Annotated in this window: 12 protein-coding genes, 2 tRNA genes and 2 pseudogenes; 8 read left to right on the forward strand and 8 right to left on the reverse strand. The window is 59.5% G+C overall.

Annotated elements, in window-relative coordinates:
• Positions 1 to 96: 96 nt before the first annotated feature.
• From AC2I9W_RS16930 to AC2I9W_RS16950, 5 genes are all read right to left on the reverse strand, one after another.
• A complete protein-coding gene (locus AC2I9W_RS16930; protein WP_486411092.1) occupies positions 97 to 1,482 on the reverse strand; it encodes a multicopper oxidase family protein in 1,386 nt (461 codons plus the stop codon).
• A 1-nt stretch (position 1,483) separates the two neighbouring features.
• The gene (locus AC2I9W_RS16935) at positions 1,484 to 2,917 is read right to left on the reverse strand and encodes a TolC family protein (protein ID WP_486411093.1); all 1,434 of its coding nucleotides are present in this window, start codon (positions 2,915 to 2,917) and stop codon (positions 1,484 to 1,486) included.
• Positions 2,914 to 3,213 (reverse strand): hypothetical protein, encoded by a 300-nt coding sequence (locus tag AC2I9W_RS16940; protein WP_486411094.1) that lies wholly within the window; start codon positions 3,211 to 3,213, stop codon positions 2,914 to 2,916. The genes AC2I9W_RS16935 and AC2I9W_RS16940 overlap by 4 nt, the downstream gene beginning before the upstream one ends.
• Before the next feature lie 168 nt (positions 3,214 to 3,381).
• A complete protein-coding gene (locus AC2I9W_RS16945; protein WP_486411095.1) occupies positions 3,382 to 3,792 on the reverse strand; it encodes a hypothetical protein in 411 nt (136 codons plus the stop codon).
• Positions 3,793 to 3,856: 64 nt separating this feature from the next.
• Positions 3,857 to 5,971 (reverse strand): heavy metal translocating P-type ATPase, encoded by a 2,115-nt coding sequence (locus tag AC2I9W_RS16950; protein WP_486411096.1) that lies wholly within the window; start codon positions 5,969 to 5,971, stop codon positions 3,857 to 3,859.
• 39 nt (positions 5,972 to 6,010) lie between these two features.
• Here AC2I9W_RS16950 and AC2I9W_RS16955 point away from each other — a divergent pair, with 39 nt between their 5' ends.
• The 4 genes from AC2I9W_RS16955 to AC2I9W_RS16970 all read left to right on the forward strand — a co-directional run bounded on the left by AC2I9W_RS16955 (position 6,011) and on the right by AC2I9W_RS16970 (position 9,052).
• On the forward strand, positions 6,011 to 6,484 hold the full coding sequence (locus AC2I9W_RS16955) for a Cd(II)/Pb(II)-responsive transcriptional regulator (RefSeq protein ID WP_486411097.1): 474 nt from the start codon (positions 6,011 to 6,013) through the stop codon (positions 6,482 to 6,484).
• Positions 6,485 to 6,541: 57 nt separating this feature from the next.
• On the forward strand, positions 6,542 to 7,345 hold the full coding sequence (locus AC2I9W_RS16960; protein ID WP_486411098.1) for an MlaE family ABC transporter permease: 804 nt from the start codon (positions 6,542 to 6,544) through the stop codon (positions 7,343 to 7,345).
• Positions 7,346 to 7,358: 13 nt separating this feature from the next.
• Positions 7,359 to 8,348: an MlaD family protein gene (locus AC2I9W_RS16965; RefSeq protein WP_486411099.1), complete on the forward strand. Its 990-nt coding sequence runs from the start codon at positions 7,359 to 7,361 to the stop codon at positions 8,346 to 8,348.
• Positions 8,349 to 8,461: 113 nt separating this feature from the next.
• Positions 8,462 to 9,052: a hypothetical protein gene (locus tag AC2I9W_RS16970; protein WP_486411100.1), complete on the forward strand. Its 591-nt coding sequence runs from the start codon at positions 8,462 to 8,464 to the stop codon at positions 9,050 to 9,052.
• Positions 9,053 to 9,133: 81 nt separating this feature from the next.
• On the opposite strand, the gene AC2I9W_RS16975 is transcribed toward AC2I9W_RS16970, so the two are convergent.
• Positions 9,134 to 10,183: a porin gene (locus AC2I9W_RS16975; protein ID WP_486411101.1), complete on the reverse strand. Its 1,050-nt coding sequence runs from the start codon at positions 10,181 to 10,183 to the stop codon at positions 9,134 to 9,136.
• Positions 10,184 to 10,550: 367 nt separating this feature from the next.
• Between AC2I9W_RS16975 and AC2I9W_RS16980 the strand changes: the two genes are divergently transcribed.
• Positions 10,551 to 10,627: transfer RNA gene (locus AC2I9W_RS16980), tRNA-Pro, on the forward strand.
• A gap of 183 nt (positions 10,628 to 10,810) precedes the next feature.
• A tRNA-Pro gene (locus tag AC2I9W_RS16985) sits at positions 10,811 to 10,887 on the forward strand.
• Positions 10,888 to 10,982: 95 nt separating this feature from the next.
• On the opposite strand, the pseudogene AC2I9W_RS16990 reads toward AC2I9W_RS16985, so the two are convergent.
• Positions 10,983 to 12,055: pseudogene (locus AC2I9W_RS16990) on the reverse strand (DNA polymerase domain-containing protein); the annotation flags it as partial.
• A 46-nt stretch (positions 12,056 to 12,101) separates the two neighbouring features.
• Between AC2I9W_RS16990 and AC2I9W_RS16995 the strand changes: the two are divergent.
• Positions 12,102 to 12,878 (forward strand): annotated as a pseudogene (locus tag AC2I9W_RS16995) (IS5 family transposase).
• Between the two features lie 104 nt (positions 12,879 to 12,982).
• On the opposite strand, the gene AC2I9W_RS17000 reads toward AC2I9W_RS16995, so the two are convergent.
• The gene (locus AC2I9W_RS17000) at positions 12,983 to 13,414 is read right to left on the reverse strand and encodes a YbaN family protein (protein WP_486411102.1); all 432 of its coding nucleotides are present in this window, start codon (positions 13,412 to 13,414) and stop codon (positions 12,983 to 12,985) included.
• Between the two features lie 215 nt (positions 13,415 to 13,629).
• Between AC2I9W_RS17000 and AC2I9W_RS17005 the strand changes: the two genes are divergently transcribed.
• The gene (locus AC2I9W_RS17005) at positions 13,630 to 14,733 is read left to right on the forward strand and encodes an enoyl-CoA hydratase/isomerase family protein (protein WP_486411103.1); all 1,104 of its coding nucleotides are present in this window, start codon (positions 13,630 to 13,632) and stop codon (positions 14,731 to 14,733) included.
• Positions 14,734 to 14,762 lie beyond the last annotated feature (29 nt).

Raw genomic sequence — 14,762 nt, forward strand, 5'->3', positions numbered from 1 at the left:
CTTTTTGGGTAAACGGTTTATCAGTGAAATAGCCTTCTAGCGCTTATCTATCAAGCGCTGGTAGCTATGTTTTTGAGTGTTTTTGTCAGCGATGCATCAGTGATGTTCGTGGCCTCCCGTGTCCTGAGGTTTGTGCACCGTGGCTGCCCCGGGAGCAGTGCCCGGCGCGGTCTGGCGCGGTGCTTTGGCCGCTAGCGGTGCGCCTTGCCATTCATAGGCGACGGTGCCCTTGGGCTGGGTGTACCAGCCGGGGTCCTTGTAATCGTTGGCGCCCAGGTTTTTGCGCACCTTGAATGTGGTGAACATGCCGCCCATTTCGATGTTTCCGAACGGGCCCTTGCCCGTCATCATGGGGAAGGTGTTGTCGGGCAGGGGCATTTCCATGGCGCCCATATCGCCCATGCCGCGCTCGCCCATCAGCATGTAGTCGGGCACGATCTTCTGAATCTTGCCCACCAGACCTTTGTGATCGACGCCAATCATGGTGGGCACGTCATGCCCCATGGCGCCCATGGTGTGGTGGCTTTTGTGGCAGTGAAAAGCCCAGTCGCCCAGCTCGTCGGCGGTGAATTCAATCTGCCGCATCTGGCCCACGGCCACGTCGGTAGTCACCTCGGGCCAGCGCGCTGTTTTGGGCACGGGGCCGCCGTCGGTGCCCGTCACTTCAAACTCATGGCCGTGGATGTGGATGGGGTGGTTGGTCATCGTCAGATTGCCCACGCGGATACGCACCTTGTCGCCCTGTTTGGCTACCAGTGGGCTGATGGCGGGGAAGGAGCGGCTGTTGAAAGTCCAGATGTTGAAATCCGTCATCTCGTTGATGCGCGGCGTCATCGCGCCGGGCTCTACCGCATAGGCGCTGAGCAAGAAGGCGTAGTCGCGCTGCACGGTGTCGATCAGCGGGTGACCAGCCTTGGGGTGGGTGATCCACAAGCCCATCATGCCCATGGCCATCTGCACCATCTCGTCCGAATGCGGGTGGTACATGAACGTGCCGGGGCGGCGCGCTATGAATTCATAGACATAGGTTTTGCCAGGCGGGATATGCGGCTGGTTCAGCCCGCCCACACCGTCCATGCCATTGGGCAGGCGCTGGCCGTGCCAGTGGATGGTAGTGTTCTCCGGCAGGCGGTTGGTGACAAAGATGCGCACTTTGTCGCCTTCGACGACTTCAATCGTCGGCCCCGGCGACTGGCCGTTGTAGCCCCACATGTTGACGAAGAAGCCGGGAGCCACTTCGCGCACCACGGGCTCGGCGACAAGGTGGAACTCCTTGACGCCTGCATTCATGCGCCAGGGCGTGGTCCAGCCGTTGAGCGTGACCACGGGCTGGTAGGGGCGGCCATTAGGTGGCACCAGCGGCGCGGCGGTGTCGGCGCTGTGTTGCATCACAGGCTCAGGCAGGGCGGCCATGGCCACTTTGCTGACGGAGGACGCTGCAACGGCTGCTGCAGCGCCGGTAAAAAAGGATCGGCGTTGCATCTCAGTGGCCTTGCTCGGGTGCTGCAGCAGGTGCGGCGGTGGTTGAAATAGTGGGAGTCGTGCCTGGTGATGTACCCGTCAGGGCCAGTTGCAGATCTGTCTCTGCCAGCCAGAAATCACGCTGGGCCTCGGTGACATTGACCACAGCCTGCGTGGTGTTGCGCGCCTGGGCCAGCAGCTGCCACACGCTTATAAACATGCCGTTGTAGCGGTATACGGTCTCTTCCTGCATCAGCTTGGCCAGGGGCAGGACTTCGGCCTGTTGCTGCTGGGCCAGGTCGTACGCCGTGCGGTAGGCCAGCCAGTGGCTGCGCGCCTCGCTGCGGGCGCGAATGGCGTTCTCGCGCAGCAGCGATGCGCTGCGCAGCACCTGGTTTTTAGCCGTCGCGCTGGCGGCAAATCCCCAGTCAAACAGCGGCAGCGGCACGTCAAACTCCCAGCCCTGGGTTTTGTCGCTGTGGCCGGTGCTTCTTTCGGTGCTGGTGTTGCTGCTATAGGTTGCGCCAATATCGCCAAAGATGCTGCCCACCGTGGCCCAGCCCTGGCGTCCGGCAGTCACATCGAGGTCACGGCGCAGTGCGCTTAAATCCAGCCGCTCGCGCAGGGCGCTGGCTTCGGCGTCGTCGCCGCTGCGCAGCTCAGCGGCTTTTGGCAGGGCGGGCAATTGCTCGGGTAGCTTGAAGGTCAGCTGTGATCCCCACAGCCCCATGCGGCGGGCCAGTTGCTCGCGCTCCAGCTGGGCGTTCAGGCGCGCGCGCGCCAGCTGGGCGGCGGCTTGTTGCTGCTGGGCCAGTTCTTTGGCCTGGTCCATCTTGCTGAAGTTGCCTACCTGGGCCATGCGGCGTGCCAGCTCGCCACCCAGGGCTGCGGCCTCGTGCATGCGCTCGTTGGCGGCCAGCGCCTGCTCGGCGGCCACGGCACGCAGCCAGGCGCGGCGCGTGTCTGCGGCCAGCAGCAGCACCTGCTGGGCGGCGGTCAGCGTGGCTTGCTCCATCTGCCAGCCTTGCCAGCGGCTGCGCCAGGGCAGGGTGATGAGTTGCACCAGGCCAAAGCTGAGCTGACGCTCAATCTCGCGCTCGTGGCCGTTGCGAAAGTGGCCAAAGGTAAAGCTGGGGTTGGGCAGGGTCAGCGCCTGCACGCGCTGGGCATCCTGAATGCCAAGCTGGGCCAGTTGTGCCTGAAGACCAGGGTTGTTGAGCAGGGCGATGCGTACGGCGGTATCGGCATCGACGGGCTTTTGCAGCCAGTCATTGATTTGCGTATGTGCGTCTTGCTGGGCCTTGGCATCAGACGACGGCAGTTGCGCACCTGCGGGGAGCTTGCTCTCAGTGTGCTTGGTGACATCGCCACGCAGTCCGTCCGGCGAGACGCTGGCGCAGCCTACCAGCACCAGCGCCGTTAATAAGGGCGAGAGGCGAAGTGCTATGCGCTTCATCGCTGGCCTCCGTGCTGATGATGGTTGTGCTGGTCGGGTCTTGGCGCAGCTTGGCTGGGCGTAGCCGATTGGGCTTTTTCCCAATTCAGCACATCGGCATGGCCGCGCGGAAACTGGGCCACAGCCGCGTTGGCGGCCTTCCAGTCGCCAGGCTGAGCCACGATGGTGCCACTGGCGGCCAGCGGCTGGTGCTGCAAGGGGGCGGTGGGCGCAGCGGGGTTGAATACCGCTGGTGCGGCCTTTGTCCCAGTTGCAGAAGAAGATGGCTCAGCCGCGAAGCTGGGCAGGGCGCTCATCCCCCAAGCTAGAGTAAGGGCGCAGATGGTGAAGGAATGCGCAGGGCGCATAGAAGATTCCTGAAGTCGAGACCATGTTCACGACCGCAAGGTTTTGAAGTGTTTTTGGCTTCAAAGCTAGATAGCAAGGGCGGTGGCTGCTATCAAATTGCGGACGCACCTAGGGTGTCAGACCGCAGAAATGGGGGGCTTGATTTGCGCTGCAGGCGCGATGCTGGCAAAGCGATCCGCCCCGTGCGGGGCTTGGCTGCTGGCAGGCGCGGAGCCTGCAAAAATGGAGATCGACGACTGTCCCATGGCAGAGTGGCACAGGCCGCAGGTGGTGCAGTGGTTGCCATCGTGAGAGCCACAGCCGCTGCTGTCGGTCGCGTTGCATTGCGGCGCTTCGACTGCTGCATGGTTGCTGTGCTCAGCATGCTCATGGTGGGCGTGCGATTCGCTATCATCCATGTTGTGCGACATATGCATGGCCGCGGTGCTTGCAACCATGGCTGCCGGGCTTTCCATGGCCATGACATCGCCTGCCAGGCCACGTAGGGCCAGCAGCAGCATCATGAACAGGGAAAGAAAACGGCGCATGGGCTCAATGATACCGGGCGGGGCTGTTTAGTTCCCCGCAGATGGTATCTCTATTAGGGAGTGCTTAGTCCTGGCGCTTCCAGTGGCGCAGGCGCAGGCCGTTGGCCACCACCAGCAGGCTCACGCCCATATCGGCCAGCACGGCCAGCCACATGCTGGCGTGGCCAGTCAGTGCCAGGATGAAGAAGGCGACCTTGATGCCCAGCGCCAGGCCAATGTTCTGCCACAGCACGCTGTGAGCGCGCTGCGAGAGGTCAACCACATCGGGGATGCGGCGCAGGTCGTCATTCATGAGCACCACATCGGCGGTTTCCATGGCCATGTCGGTGGCGTGCATGCCGCCCATGGCAAAGCCGATATCGGCCTGGGCCAGCGCGGGGGCGTCGTTGATACCGTCGCCTGTCATGGCCGTGGGGCCAATGTCGCGCTGCATCTCGCTCAGGGTTTTGAGCTTGTCTTCGGGCAGCATATTGCCGCGTGCATCGGTAATGCCCGCCTCGGCGGCCACGGTGCGCACGGTGGTGGTGTTGTCACCGCTGAGCACTACGGGCTTCACACCCAGGGCCAGCAACTGCTGCACAGCTTCCTTGGCCTGCGGGCGCAGTGGGTCGGCCACGGCAAACAGCGCCTGCACGCCCAGGCTGTTGGCCAGCAGGGTGATGGTGCGGCCTTGCTGCTCTTGCTCGCTCAATGCGGCCTTTAGCTCGGCGCTGTCCCAACCTTGTTCGCCTACCCAGCGCAGATTGGCCAGGGTCCACAGCTCGCCATCGACCTGGGCTTGCACGCCGCGCCCGGGCAGGGCCTGGATTTGCTGTGCTTCGGCAAAACTCTTGCCCACGGACTCTTCCAGCCCCTGCGCGATAGCGCGAGAAACCGGATGGTCGGAGCGCGAAGCCAGGGCATAGGCGCGGGCTGCGGCTGTTGTGGGATCTGCTGTGTTCCAGTTTTTCCAGTCCACCAGCTTGGGCGAGCCTGTGGTCAGCGTGCCGGTCTTGTCCAGTGCGATGGCCTTGAGCTGACGGGCCGATTCCAGCGCGCTGCCGCCCTTGATCAGAATGCCGCGCTTGGCCGCAGCCGTCAGTGCGCTGACCACGGTGACAGGCGTGGACAGCACCAGCGCGCAAGGGCAGGCGATTACCAGCAGCGCCAGCGCCTGATAGGCGGCCTGGTGCCAGGTCCAGCCCATGACCCAGGGGGCCAGCACGCCCAGAGCAATCGCCAGCACCAGCACGATGGGGGTGTAGATCTGGGCAAAGCGATCGACAAAACGCTGGGTAGGCGCTTTGGAGGACTGGGCTTGCTCTACCGCATGAACGATGCGGGCAATCAGGCTGTCGCTGGCGGGGGCCGTGACGCGCAGTTGAAGCTCGCCATCTTGGTTGATAGAGCCTGCATAAAGCTGATCGCCAGGGCCTTTGTGTGCCAGAGCGCTCTCGCCGGTGATGGGGGCCTGGTTGACCGAGCTTTCGCCTTCGGTCACTTCGCCGTCCAGCGGCACGCGGGCGCCGGGCGTTACGCGTAGCACAGAGCCGAGGGGAACATCGCGCACGGCCATGCGCTGGGTGCTGCCGTCGGGTTGCAGCACATCGGCGGTTTCGGGTGCTAGTTGCAGCAGGTTGCGGATGGCCATGCGGGCCTTGTCCATGGCCTGGTCTTCAATGCGCTCGGCGGCGGCATATAGCGCCATGACCATGGCGGCTTCGGGCCACTGGCCGATGATGAAAGCGCCAGTCACGGCCACGGCCATTAGCGCATGAATGCCCAGTTTGAAGCGGAACAAATCCTTGATGCCGGCCTTGTAAACACCGAGGCCAGACAGCGCAATGCCGACCACGGCCAGCGCCATGCCCAAGTATTGCAGCACTGCATTGGTGCCGTCGCCGCCAAACCAGTGGCAGGCTTCGGCCGCCAGGGCTGCTGCTAGTGCTGCGTAAATGCGTGGCCAGCCGGGCAGCACGCCATGGTCGTGCCCGGCGTGATCGTCACGATCGTGGTCGTGACTTTTGGCAGGTTGACTGATGGTGAATGGTGCGCAGCAGTCTGTGCCGCAGGCCGAGCTTGCGGGGGCTGCTATGAATTTATTTGAAGTAGCGGCGACGACCTGTGCATGCCCATGCTCATGGGAATGCGAGTGATCGTGGCCGTCATGGGCGTGAGTGGACGGGCTTTCTTGCTTCATGGCAGTATTGAAAACAATAAAGTCACTTTAAGGTCAAGCATGGCGCTCAATTCCCCCGATCTTCCGCGCTGGCGTATTGGTGAGGCGGCCAAGCGCTCGGGCATTGCTGCTGCCAATATCCGTTACTACGAGAAGGAGCAGTTGCTTTCCGCGGGAGTGCGTGAGGACAACCAGTACCGGCTCTACACCGATGGCGATCTGCACCGTCTGCGCTTTATCCGTCTGTGCCGGGCCATGGATATGTCGCTCGACGAGGTGCGAACCCTGCTGGCGCTGGATGGCGCGCGCAAGGCCGACTGCGTGGCGGCCAATACAACGCTGGACGCTCATCTGGGTCATGTACGCGAGCGGCTGGCTGAGCTGCAGGCGCTGGAGCATGAGCTGATGCAGCTGCGCAGCCAGTGCGATGGTACGGATAGTTATTGCCACATCATCGAAGCCTTGCATGCCCAGGCCGATGAGCCATTGCCAGAAGGCTTGCAGGGCGGCCCGGCGTCAAAGCGTCATGTCTGACGGGCTGAGTGAGCGGTGACCGCGTCTGTACCCTGAAGTGGACGCTATCATTCCTGCATGAGTTGGAGCGAAACCACTGTCAAGCTGCCAGGCCGGATCTGGGCTGCGCTGGCCGCGCAGGCCTTGGCGTGGTGGCGCAGCATTTATCTGGCAGCTGTTTTGCTGGTGCTGGTGATGTCCCCGTCCAGTTACCAACGGCGTGGGCGAGCCATGCTGGCCCAGCAGATGTATGCGCAGACCGCGCCTATCCTCACCGGCTTTACTGCATTGGCAGCTCTGCTGTGTGCGGTGATTGCACGCATTGTGATCGTCACTGCCCAAAGCTATGGCCTGTCTCGCTATGCGCTGGATCTGGTGGTGCGGGTGATGGTGATTGAGCTGATCCCTTTGACTGCCGCGCTGTTTGTGGCAATGCGCTGCACCATTCCGGCTGGTGTGCAGGTGGTGCAGATGCGCACCCAGGGGCAGCTGGCAAAGTGGAAAGGGCAGGGCATAGATCCTGTTCGTGTGGCACTGGTGCCGCGTGCTGCGGCAGGTGTATTTGCGGCCGTCACCTTGGCGGCACTCAGCTGCATCGTTGCCCTGGTCACTGTGTACGTGAGTGTCTACGGCTTTAGTCTGGCGGGCTTTGGTAGCTATACCCGTATCTTTGGGCAGATTTTCACGCCGTCGCTGACGCTGGTGTTTGTGCTCAAGACCTGGTTTTTCAGCCTCGCAGTGGCTGTGATGCCGCTGGCGTCGGCCATGTATACGCCGGTGGCACGACATCAGCGCGGTGGGGCCGAGCTCGGTGGTTTTGCCCGCATGTTTGCCGTGCTGCTTCTGATCGAGGTGATCTCGCTCATGGGCAACTATTACTGAAAAGGATGGAGCCATGAGCGAAAAGCGGATGGCCGAGGAGCAATTGATTGATGAGGAGCTGCTCAGCCTCAAGCCAGTGGCCAACCTGCGAGCCAAGGCGGCAGCCTTGCTGGTGTTGACCCTGGTTTTGATTCTGGGGGCGGCTGGCTATCTGCTGTATGCGCGCGGCGTGTTCGAGCCTACCCAGCGTCTGGTGTTGACCGCTGATGACTCCGAAGGCGTGGTGGTGGGAATGGACATGACGTTCTCGGGCTTTCCCATAGGGCGGGTGCGCAAGATTGAACTGGCCGAGGATGGAACGGTGCGCATTCTGGTGGATGTGACGCAAAAGGATGCCCACTGGCTGCGTCAGTCCAGTGTGTTCACTCTGGTCAAAGGTATTGTGGGAGGCACCACCATCAAGGCCTATACCGGCATGCTCGATGATGCGCTTTTGCCGCCCGACTCCGTGCGGCCTGTGCTCAGTGGCGATGCCACGGCAGAGTTGCCACAGATCATCAATTCTGCAAAGGAAGTGCTGGCCAATGTGGCGGCAATGACCGCCACGGACTCGGCCTTGGGCGGGTCTCTGGCGGAAGTGCGCAAGCTGGCCGAGCGCATGCAGGGCCAGGGCGGAGTGCTGGGTGCAGTGCTGGGCAGTGATGAAGAAGCGAAGAAGGTCGGTCAGATGCTGGAGCGTACGAACTCCTTGCTGGCGCGCATGGATCGTATCGTGGCGCGTGCTGACAGCCAGGTATTTGATGCGAATGGCGTCATGCCTCAGGTCAAGTCCACGGTAGAGCAACTCAATGGACTGCTGGCAGACACGCGCAAGAGCATGGCCAAGGTGGATGCGGTGCTGGCAGATATGCAGGTTGTGGGCAGCAATGCCAAGGAAGCCTCTACCGACCTGGGCGCGCTGCGAGCCGAAGTCGAAAGCAACCTGCTGCGTCTGGAGTCTGTGCTCAACGATCTGCAGCGCAAATGGCCATTTGCCCATCAACCGGAGCTCAAGCTGCCATGACTTTGGAATTTAAGCAAAAAACGACTCTAGCCCAATGTGGTAAAACGTTAGTAGCTATTGCTGTGATAGCAATGGCTGGTTGCGGCAACCATCCTCCTGCACCAGATTGGTCCTTGAGTGCCGAAGCTGCGGCCCAAAAAGCGACAACCGCCTATCTGCAAGGTAAGCAGCGCGTTGAAACTCTGCAATGGCAAAAGGCCCGCGATGCCGTCGCCAGTACCGGCCAGCCCGCGCTGGCGGCCAAAGTAGAACTGATGCGCTGTGCTGCACAAGTCGCCAGCCTGGACTGGAACAATTGCCCTGGCTACCAGGCGCTGGCGCAGGACGCCAGCCCGGCAGAGCAGGCTTATGCCCGCTACCTGCTGGCGCAACTGCCACTCTCCGATATTGAGCAGCTTCCAGAGCCTCAGCGTGCCATTGCCAAAGCCATTTCTGCATCGGGTATGGAAGCCATCTCAGAGGTCAAGGACCCGCTCTCCAGATTGGTCGCAGCCGGTGTTGCACTGCGTGCAGGCAGCGTGTCAGCAGAGACTGTGAAGCTGATTCAGCTGGGCGTAGACACTGCATCCAGCCAAGGTTGGCGCAGGCCGCTGATGGCCTGGCTGATGATGAGCCGAGTCGCAGCCGTGCAGGTGGGGGATGAGGCCGCCATATCCCAAATTGACCGCCGCATGAAGCTGTTGATGTCGCCACAGAATCCATGAACGGATGGATATGAAAAAAGCGAGGCCTTGGCCTCGCTTGGGTGAATCAAGCCAGCGGCTGGCGCTGGCCGGTTCAGTCGCTTAGAAGCGGTGGCGAATACCCACGGCCACGCTGGTGCCGGACTTGGACTCTGCCCACTTCACGCGGTCATACATCACAGCGCCATACACATCGGTGCGCTTGGACAGGAAGTGGTCATAGCCCACGGTGTAAGTGGTGCGCTTGCCTTCCACTGCACCAACTTCAGACTTGGTGTGTGCGCCTGCAGCCTTGATCGTGCCGGCCGAGCTGACAGGAACATCCAGACCCAGAGAGTAGGTGGTGTTCTTGACGTCCAGGGTCTTGACCTTGGCTTGGCCGTAAGTGCCGTACAGCTTTACGACGCTGAAGTCATAAGTGCCGCCGAGCATCCAGTCAGTCTTGGAGTCTTGCACCTGCAGGCCTTGGGGGCCGGAGATCTGAACACGCTCATAGAAAGCGGCCAGGCTCAGAGGACCTGCGCCATACAGAGCATTGACGCCCACATTCTTTTTGCCGCGTTGTCCAGCAGCAGTTTGTTCGCCGAACTGGTAGTGCACATTGGCTTTCAGGCCTCCCATGTTGGGGGTCGAATACACGATCTGGTTGCTCCAGCCGGTATCGGTGCCTGTCGTGCCGTTGATATCCTTGTTCCAGCCGCCAGTGCTCATATTCGCATGCAGTACCAGTGGCGAAATGGTGAACGAGTCACCAAAGGGGTTGGTCAGGATCGTGGGCAGGAAGTTGGGTGCCATGCCGCGACCCAGACCCACGCGACCAAAACTGCCGCTCAGGCCCACATTGGCGTCACGAGCGAAGAAAGTCTCGCCAAAAGCCAAGTCATAGCGACCGGGAGTGCCGGTGTCTGCGCGGAAGAACGCTGTGAGGTTGAAGTCGGCCTTCAAGCCATTGCCCAGATCTTCCGTGCCTTTGAGGCCCCACCAGGAAGTGGTCAGACCACCAGAGCCAACGGCGCCAGCGCGCTCACCGCCGGGCGCCTTCATGGAGCCGACATACATATCAACCAGGCCGGTCAGCTGCACATTGCTCTGAGCGTAGGCAGCGCCGCTGCAGGCCAAGGCCGCTGCTACTGCGATGAAAGTGTTTTTCATGTGTGTTCTCTCGAGTTGGAATGAATTTACGTTCTGAAATATAGCGGCGGTTTGTATACAGCTTGGGCTACAGATCCGCGCAAGCCGATGAAATCATCTTTTCAAAGTGATGACAGTGGTTTTTTTGCGTCAACGATTAAGGGGAAGTACGCGTCTGAGCGGTATTGGCGCAGCTTGGAAGGTGCGTAAAACCTTTAAGGCCATGGCATCTGATGAGTGTTTGTGCTGGCTGGAGATATTGGTTGGAATAACAGAAATTCCAGTTGCAGCGTTGGTTCAGCAGGGTCGTGTTTTGAACTCTTTTTGAAAAACTGCGTGTTTTGCTCTGAGTGGGCCTTTTTCATCTCTATAATTCGACCCATCGACACGGAATGTAGCGCAGCCTGGTAGCGCACTTGCATGGGGTGCAAGGGGTCGCGAGTTCGAATCCCGCCATTCCGACCAATTTGAAAAGGCCTGTGATAAAAATCACAGGCCTTTTTCAATTGTTGGGCAGAGGTATGGCGCTTGCATCTGCTATGCAACCTGAAGCAGTAAAAGGCCGTAATCTCTTGCTGTAGTCCTGATAGAGCTGCAATGCTCTTTTTAAAATGTGATCAAAAATCGGTTACAATAACGGCAACAACACGGAATGTAGCGCAGCCTGGTAGCGCACTTGCATGGGGTGCAAGGGGTCGCGAGTTCGAATCCCGCCATTCCGACCAATATAGATAAGGGCTCCTAACTTGATAGTTAGGAGCCCTTTTTCTATGCTGGCGCGACGTACCTCCTGCATCAGAACAGCCGCTTTGGAGGGGGCGGTGAAACTGTCGCCAAGTGGTGTCAAGATGGCATCGGCAATGGGCTGAAGCTGTCTGCTTAAATAGTGGTCATAGTCAATGGGCGAGGAGCGTACTTCAAGTGGCTCGGTCCATTTCTGGTCATAACGTATTGAATCCAGCCACCGTTTTGGTATTGCCTGGGGCGTTGCATGCGTGTGTTGTATACGTCAGCAATGCGTGCAGCTCTCACTTGTGGCGGCACATTCTTGACGTACACATCCAGATGGTGGCGTAAACGTTTGCGGTAGATGAGTTGCTCATCTTTCTTCCCCATCAATGTGGCATTCACATAGTCAGCAACAAAATCCTTGTACGGCTTGCCTTTAAAGACGCGGGTGAGCAGGCTTTCCTGGAACGGGCGTGCAAGCAGTGTCCAGTCGCTGCGCGGCATCTCCAGGCCCCTAAAATCATGGCTTCCTTGCCATCTGCATCCACGCTCAGTCCCGCATAGCGTTTCTTGCTACCGACATCTGATCTTCGGATCGTCGGCATGAAGAACTTCTGGTAGTGGGTGTCGAACTCGATTTCAGGAAAGTTTTCCAATCCCTGCTCTTGGCGCAGTGGCCGCGTCCACTAGGCATTGATGCCCTGGACCAGTTCGCTCGCCACAGCATGTGCCTGCTCAGTAGTGTGTCTGCGTTTGAGCCAGATAAAAATGGAGTCGGTGTCGCCATAGATGGCTTCATAACCGCGTTGTTCTACCAGGTCACGGGTGGCTTTGACCATCGCATGCCCCCGTAATGTGATGGCAGAAATAAGCTTCGGGTTGAAGAATCTGCATTCAGATGCTCCCAGCACGCCAGCGAATGAATTCATCACCAGCTTCAGGGCTTGAGAGAGCGGCTCATTTTGACTGCGCTTGGCTTCATCACTTGCTTGCCACAAGCATCGTCACGATGCCTGGAAGGCAATGCTTATCTCTTGCAAAAAGTGTTTCCAGAGGGGCGTGGACAGGGTTGCTGGAGCCGGCTTGTGAGCCTTCGATCAAGCCCAAAGGATCTACCAGAAAGGTCCTGATGATGGAGGGGTACAGGCTTTTGTAATCCAAGACGGCGTTGTTGCAGAAATCGGCGTGTCGAAAGCGCTAGGCTCAAAGCATGAGCCAGCCCAGCAAGCCCCGCTACCGGACCACCAACTGGAAGCAATACAACGCCTCGCTTAAAGCACGAGGTTCATTGACGGTATGGCTGGAAAAACGCATGTGCTGATTTGCCGCTGCCAGCGGCAAACGCGGGCGTAGCCCGAAGTTCTAGTATGCTGCCATCCAGTTTTGCTTGACGCTCAAGAATCTGTTTGGCTTAGCCCTGCGCCAAACGACAGGACTGCTGCAGTCCGTGCTGCAATTGTCGGGGCTTGCTTGGCCAGCCCCTGACTTCAGCACTTTGTGCAGACGCCAATTAGGGCTGAACGTTCAGGTGCCGTACACACGCAGCCAAGGTGGGTTGCACCTGCTGGTGGATTCGATAAGCATTAAATTTCTAGGTGAAGGCGAGTGAAAGTGCAAAAAGCACGGACCTAAACGTCGCCGCCAGTGGCGCAAGCTGCACATTGTCATTGATGCCAAGACATTGCAGATTCGAGCCATCTGCGTGACTTCCAACAATGTCAGCGATGCTGCCGTATTGCCTGACTTGCTGCAGCAGTTACCGAAAGATGAAGTGCTCGAGAGCCTGACAGGTGGTGGCGCTTCCGACACACAGCCAGTCCATGAAGCGGTGATAAGGTGCGCAGCGACTCCAGTCATTGCACCTCGAAAGAATGCACGCATCCGCAAAGGCAGCGTCTTTGCTAGGGCTTGGGGTAGCTCGCTTCAAACAGGGTTTATGCAACAGAGCCACCGCAGGTTAAAAATTCTGTTTGCTCTAGACCCTTGATCTTCCAAGTCTTTGTCTGCGCACATTCTTGTCCTGGTGGCTTTCTTGGGGCACTGCTGTCAGTGTCCGTTCATTCAGAGGCAGCTGCAGCAGGTGCTAGGTTCTTAGCCTTTCGGCTCAGGCCTGAGCCATAGCCAGAGCAGCACGCAGGCCATGATGCTCAAGCTCATGGCCGTGATCCAGAGCTTGTAGGAGACATGCAGAATCAGCAAGCTGCTGGCTCCCATGCTTACGGTCGCTGTCCATTTAGCACGGCGGCTGACGATGCCGCCGTTATCCCAGTTGTGCAGTAGCGGGCCAAAGATTCTGTGTGCATAAAGCCAACCGTGAAGCCTGGGAGAGCTACGCACTGCGGCCCAGGCAGCCATCAGTATGAAGACGGTCGTGGGTATGCCCGGCACCACTGCTCCGATCAGGCCCAGAACGACGCAGATCAGCGCAAAAGCAATGAGCAGATAGCGCAGCGGAGCCGAAAGTGACCTGGGTTCAGGGCGCTTTGCAGATGAGGGCGTTTCGGAGGAGGGCAGTTGTGTCATGAGGCTGCGGGCAGGCCGGGCCTGCTTACACAAGCACCAGTCGCACAGGCTTCTATATTAGTCAGCGTTGGCGCTGCTCGGGCTTTATGGAGCCCGAATCTGGCGGTATTTGTCACATGCTTGTCCGCGCGTGCGCAGGGCTGCAACGCATAATCAATGTGCATATTCTGGCTGCTTGGCAGCAGCCGGCATGGTATGGATTCAAGGAGCAAACAATGACGACTTTCCCCGGAACCAATGCATCAGAGGTCATTGCCGAAGTGCGCGGCAAGCTGGGCATGATTACGCTTAACCGCCCAAAGGCGCTGAATGCCTTGTCGCTGGGCATGGTGCGTGATTTGCTGGGCACACTGCTTGCTTGGCAAAAAGACGACTCGATTCTGGGCGTGGCCATTCGTGGCAGCAACAAAGAGGGGGTGTTCGGGGCATTCTGTGCGGGTGGCGATATCCGTTTTCTGCATGCAGCAGGCAGCACCGGAAACCCGCAACTCGAAGACTTCTTCACGGAAGAATATGCGCTCAACCATCTGATTCACAGCTTTGGCAAGCCTTACATCGCTTTCATGGACGGCATCGTCATGGGCGGCGGCATGGGCATCAGTCAGGGCGGCTCGCTGCGCATTGTGACCGAGCGCACCAAGATGGCCATGCCAGAGACCGCGATTGGCCTGTTCCCCGATGTAGGTGGCGGCTACTTTCTCTCGCGCTGCCCCGGCTGCGTCGGTGAATGGTTGGCACTGACCGGCGACACCATTGGTGCAGGCGATGCGGTGGCTTTCAATCTGGCCGACGGTTGCATTCCATCGGAACAATTGCCTGACCTCTGGGAGACGCTGGCGAGCACGGACTTCGCCAATGTGGAAGCCCTCAATGCCGCGGTGCGATCGCGCTTTGTGAGCATGGAGTCCAAGAGTGCAGAGCACCGCTTGGAGATTGATGCCTGTTTTTCTCAATCCAGCGTCACAGCCATTGTTCAGGCCTTGCAAGCAGGCAGTGACTGGGCGCAGGCCGAGGCAGCTACGCTGCGCAAGCGCTCACCGCTGATGCTGCATGTGGTGCTGGAGCAGATTCGCCGCGCCCGCAAGATGACGTTGGCTGAGGATCTGCGCATGGAGCGCGACATGGTGCGTCATTGTTTCTATCTGCGCCCCGGGCAGAGCGAGACAGTAGAGGGTATACGCGCTTTGGCCGTGGACAAGGATCACAGCCCGCGCTGGAGTCCTGCCAGCATTGAGGACGTTGGTGATGCCGAATGGCAAGCATTCTTTGACAGCCCCTGGCCTGTGCACTCGCACCCGCTGGCGGCGTTGAAAGACTGATCCGCCCTGAGATGAAAGCCCTGCAGCAA

Source organism: Comamonas sp. FUJ_7, from assembly GCF_057369555.1.

What these genes read in the sequence shown, in the direction of transcription:
- AC2I9W_RS16930 (WP_486411092.1), bottom strand. Translation starts at nt 1,482, where the DNA reads ATGCAACGCCGATCCTTTTTTACCGGCGCTGCAGCAGCCGTTGCAGCG.
- AC2I9W_RS16935 (WP_486411093.1), bottom strand. Translation starts at nt 2,917, where the DNA reads ATGAAGCGCATAGCACTTCGCCTCTCGCCCTTATTAACGGCGCTGGTG.
- AC2I9W_RS16940 (WP_486411094.1), bottom strand. Translation starts at nt 3,213, where the DNA reads ATGAGCGCCCTGCCCAGCTTCGCGGCTGAGCCATCTTCTTCTGCAACT.
- AC2I9W_RS16945 (WP_486411095.1), bottom strand. Translation starts at nt 3,792, where the DNA reads ATGCGCCGTTTTCTTTCCCTGTTCATGATGCTGCTGCTGGCCCTACGT.
- AC2I9W_RS16950 (WP_486411096.1), bottom strand. Translation starts at nt 5,971, where the DNA reads ATGAAGCAAGAAAGCCCGTCCACTCACGCCCATGACGGCCACGATCAC.
- AC2I9W_RS16955 (WP_486411097.1), top strand. Translation starts at nt 6,011, where the DNA reads ATGGCGCTCAATTCCCCCGATCTTCCGCGCTGGCGTATTGGTGAGGCG.
- AC2I9W_RS16960 (WP_486411098.1), top strand. Translation starts at nt 6,542, where the DNA reads ATGAGTTGGAGCGAAACCACTGTCAAGCTGCCAGGCCGGATCTGGGCT.
- AC2I9W_RS16965 (WP_486411099.1), top strand. Translation starts at nt 7,359, where the DNA reads ATGAGCGAAAAGCGGATGGCCGAGGAGCAATTGATTGATGAGGAGCTG.
- AC2I9W_RS16975 (WP_486411101.1), bottom strand. Translation starts at nt 10,183, where the DNA reads ATGAAAAACACTTTCATCGCAGTAGCAGCGGCCTTGGCCTGCAGCGGC.
- AC2I9W_RS17000 (WP_486411102.1), bottom strand. Translation starts at nt 13,414, where the DNA reads ATGACACAACTGCCCTCCTCCGAAACGCCCTCATCTGCAAAGCGCCCT.
- AC2I9W_RS17005 (WP_486411103.1), top strand. Translation starts at nt 13,630, where the DNA reads ATGACGACTTTCCCCGGAACCAATGCATCAGAGGTCATTGCCGAAGTG.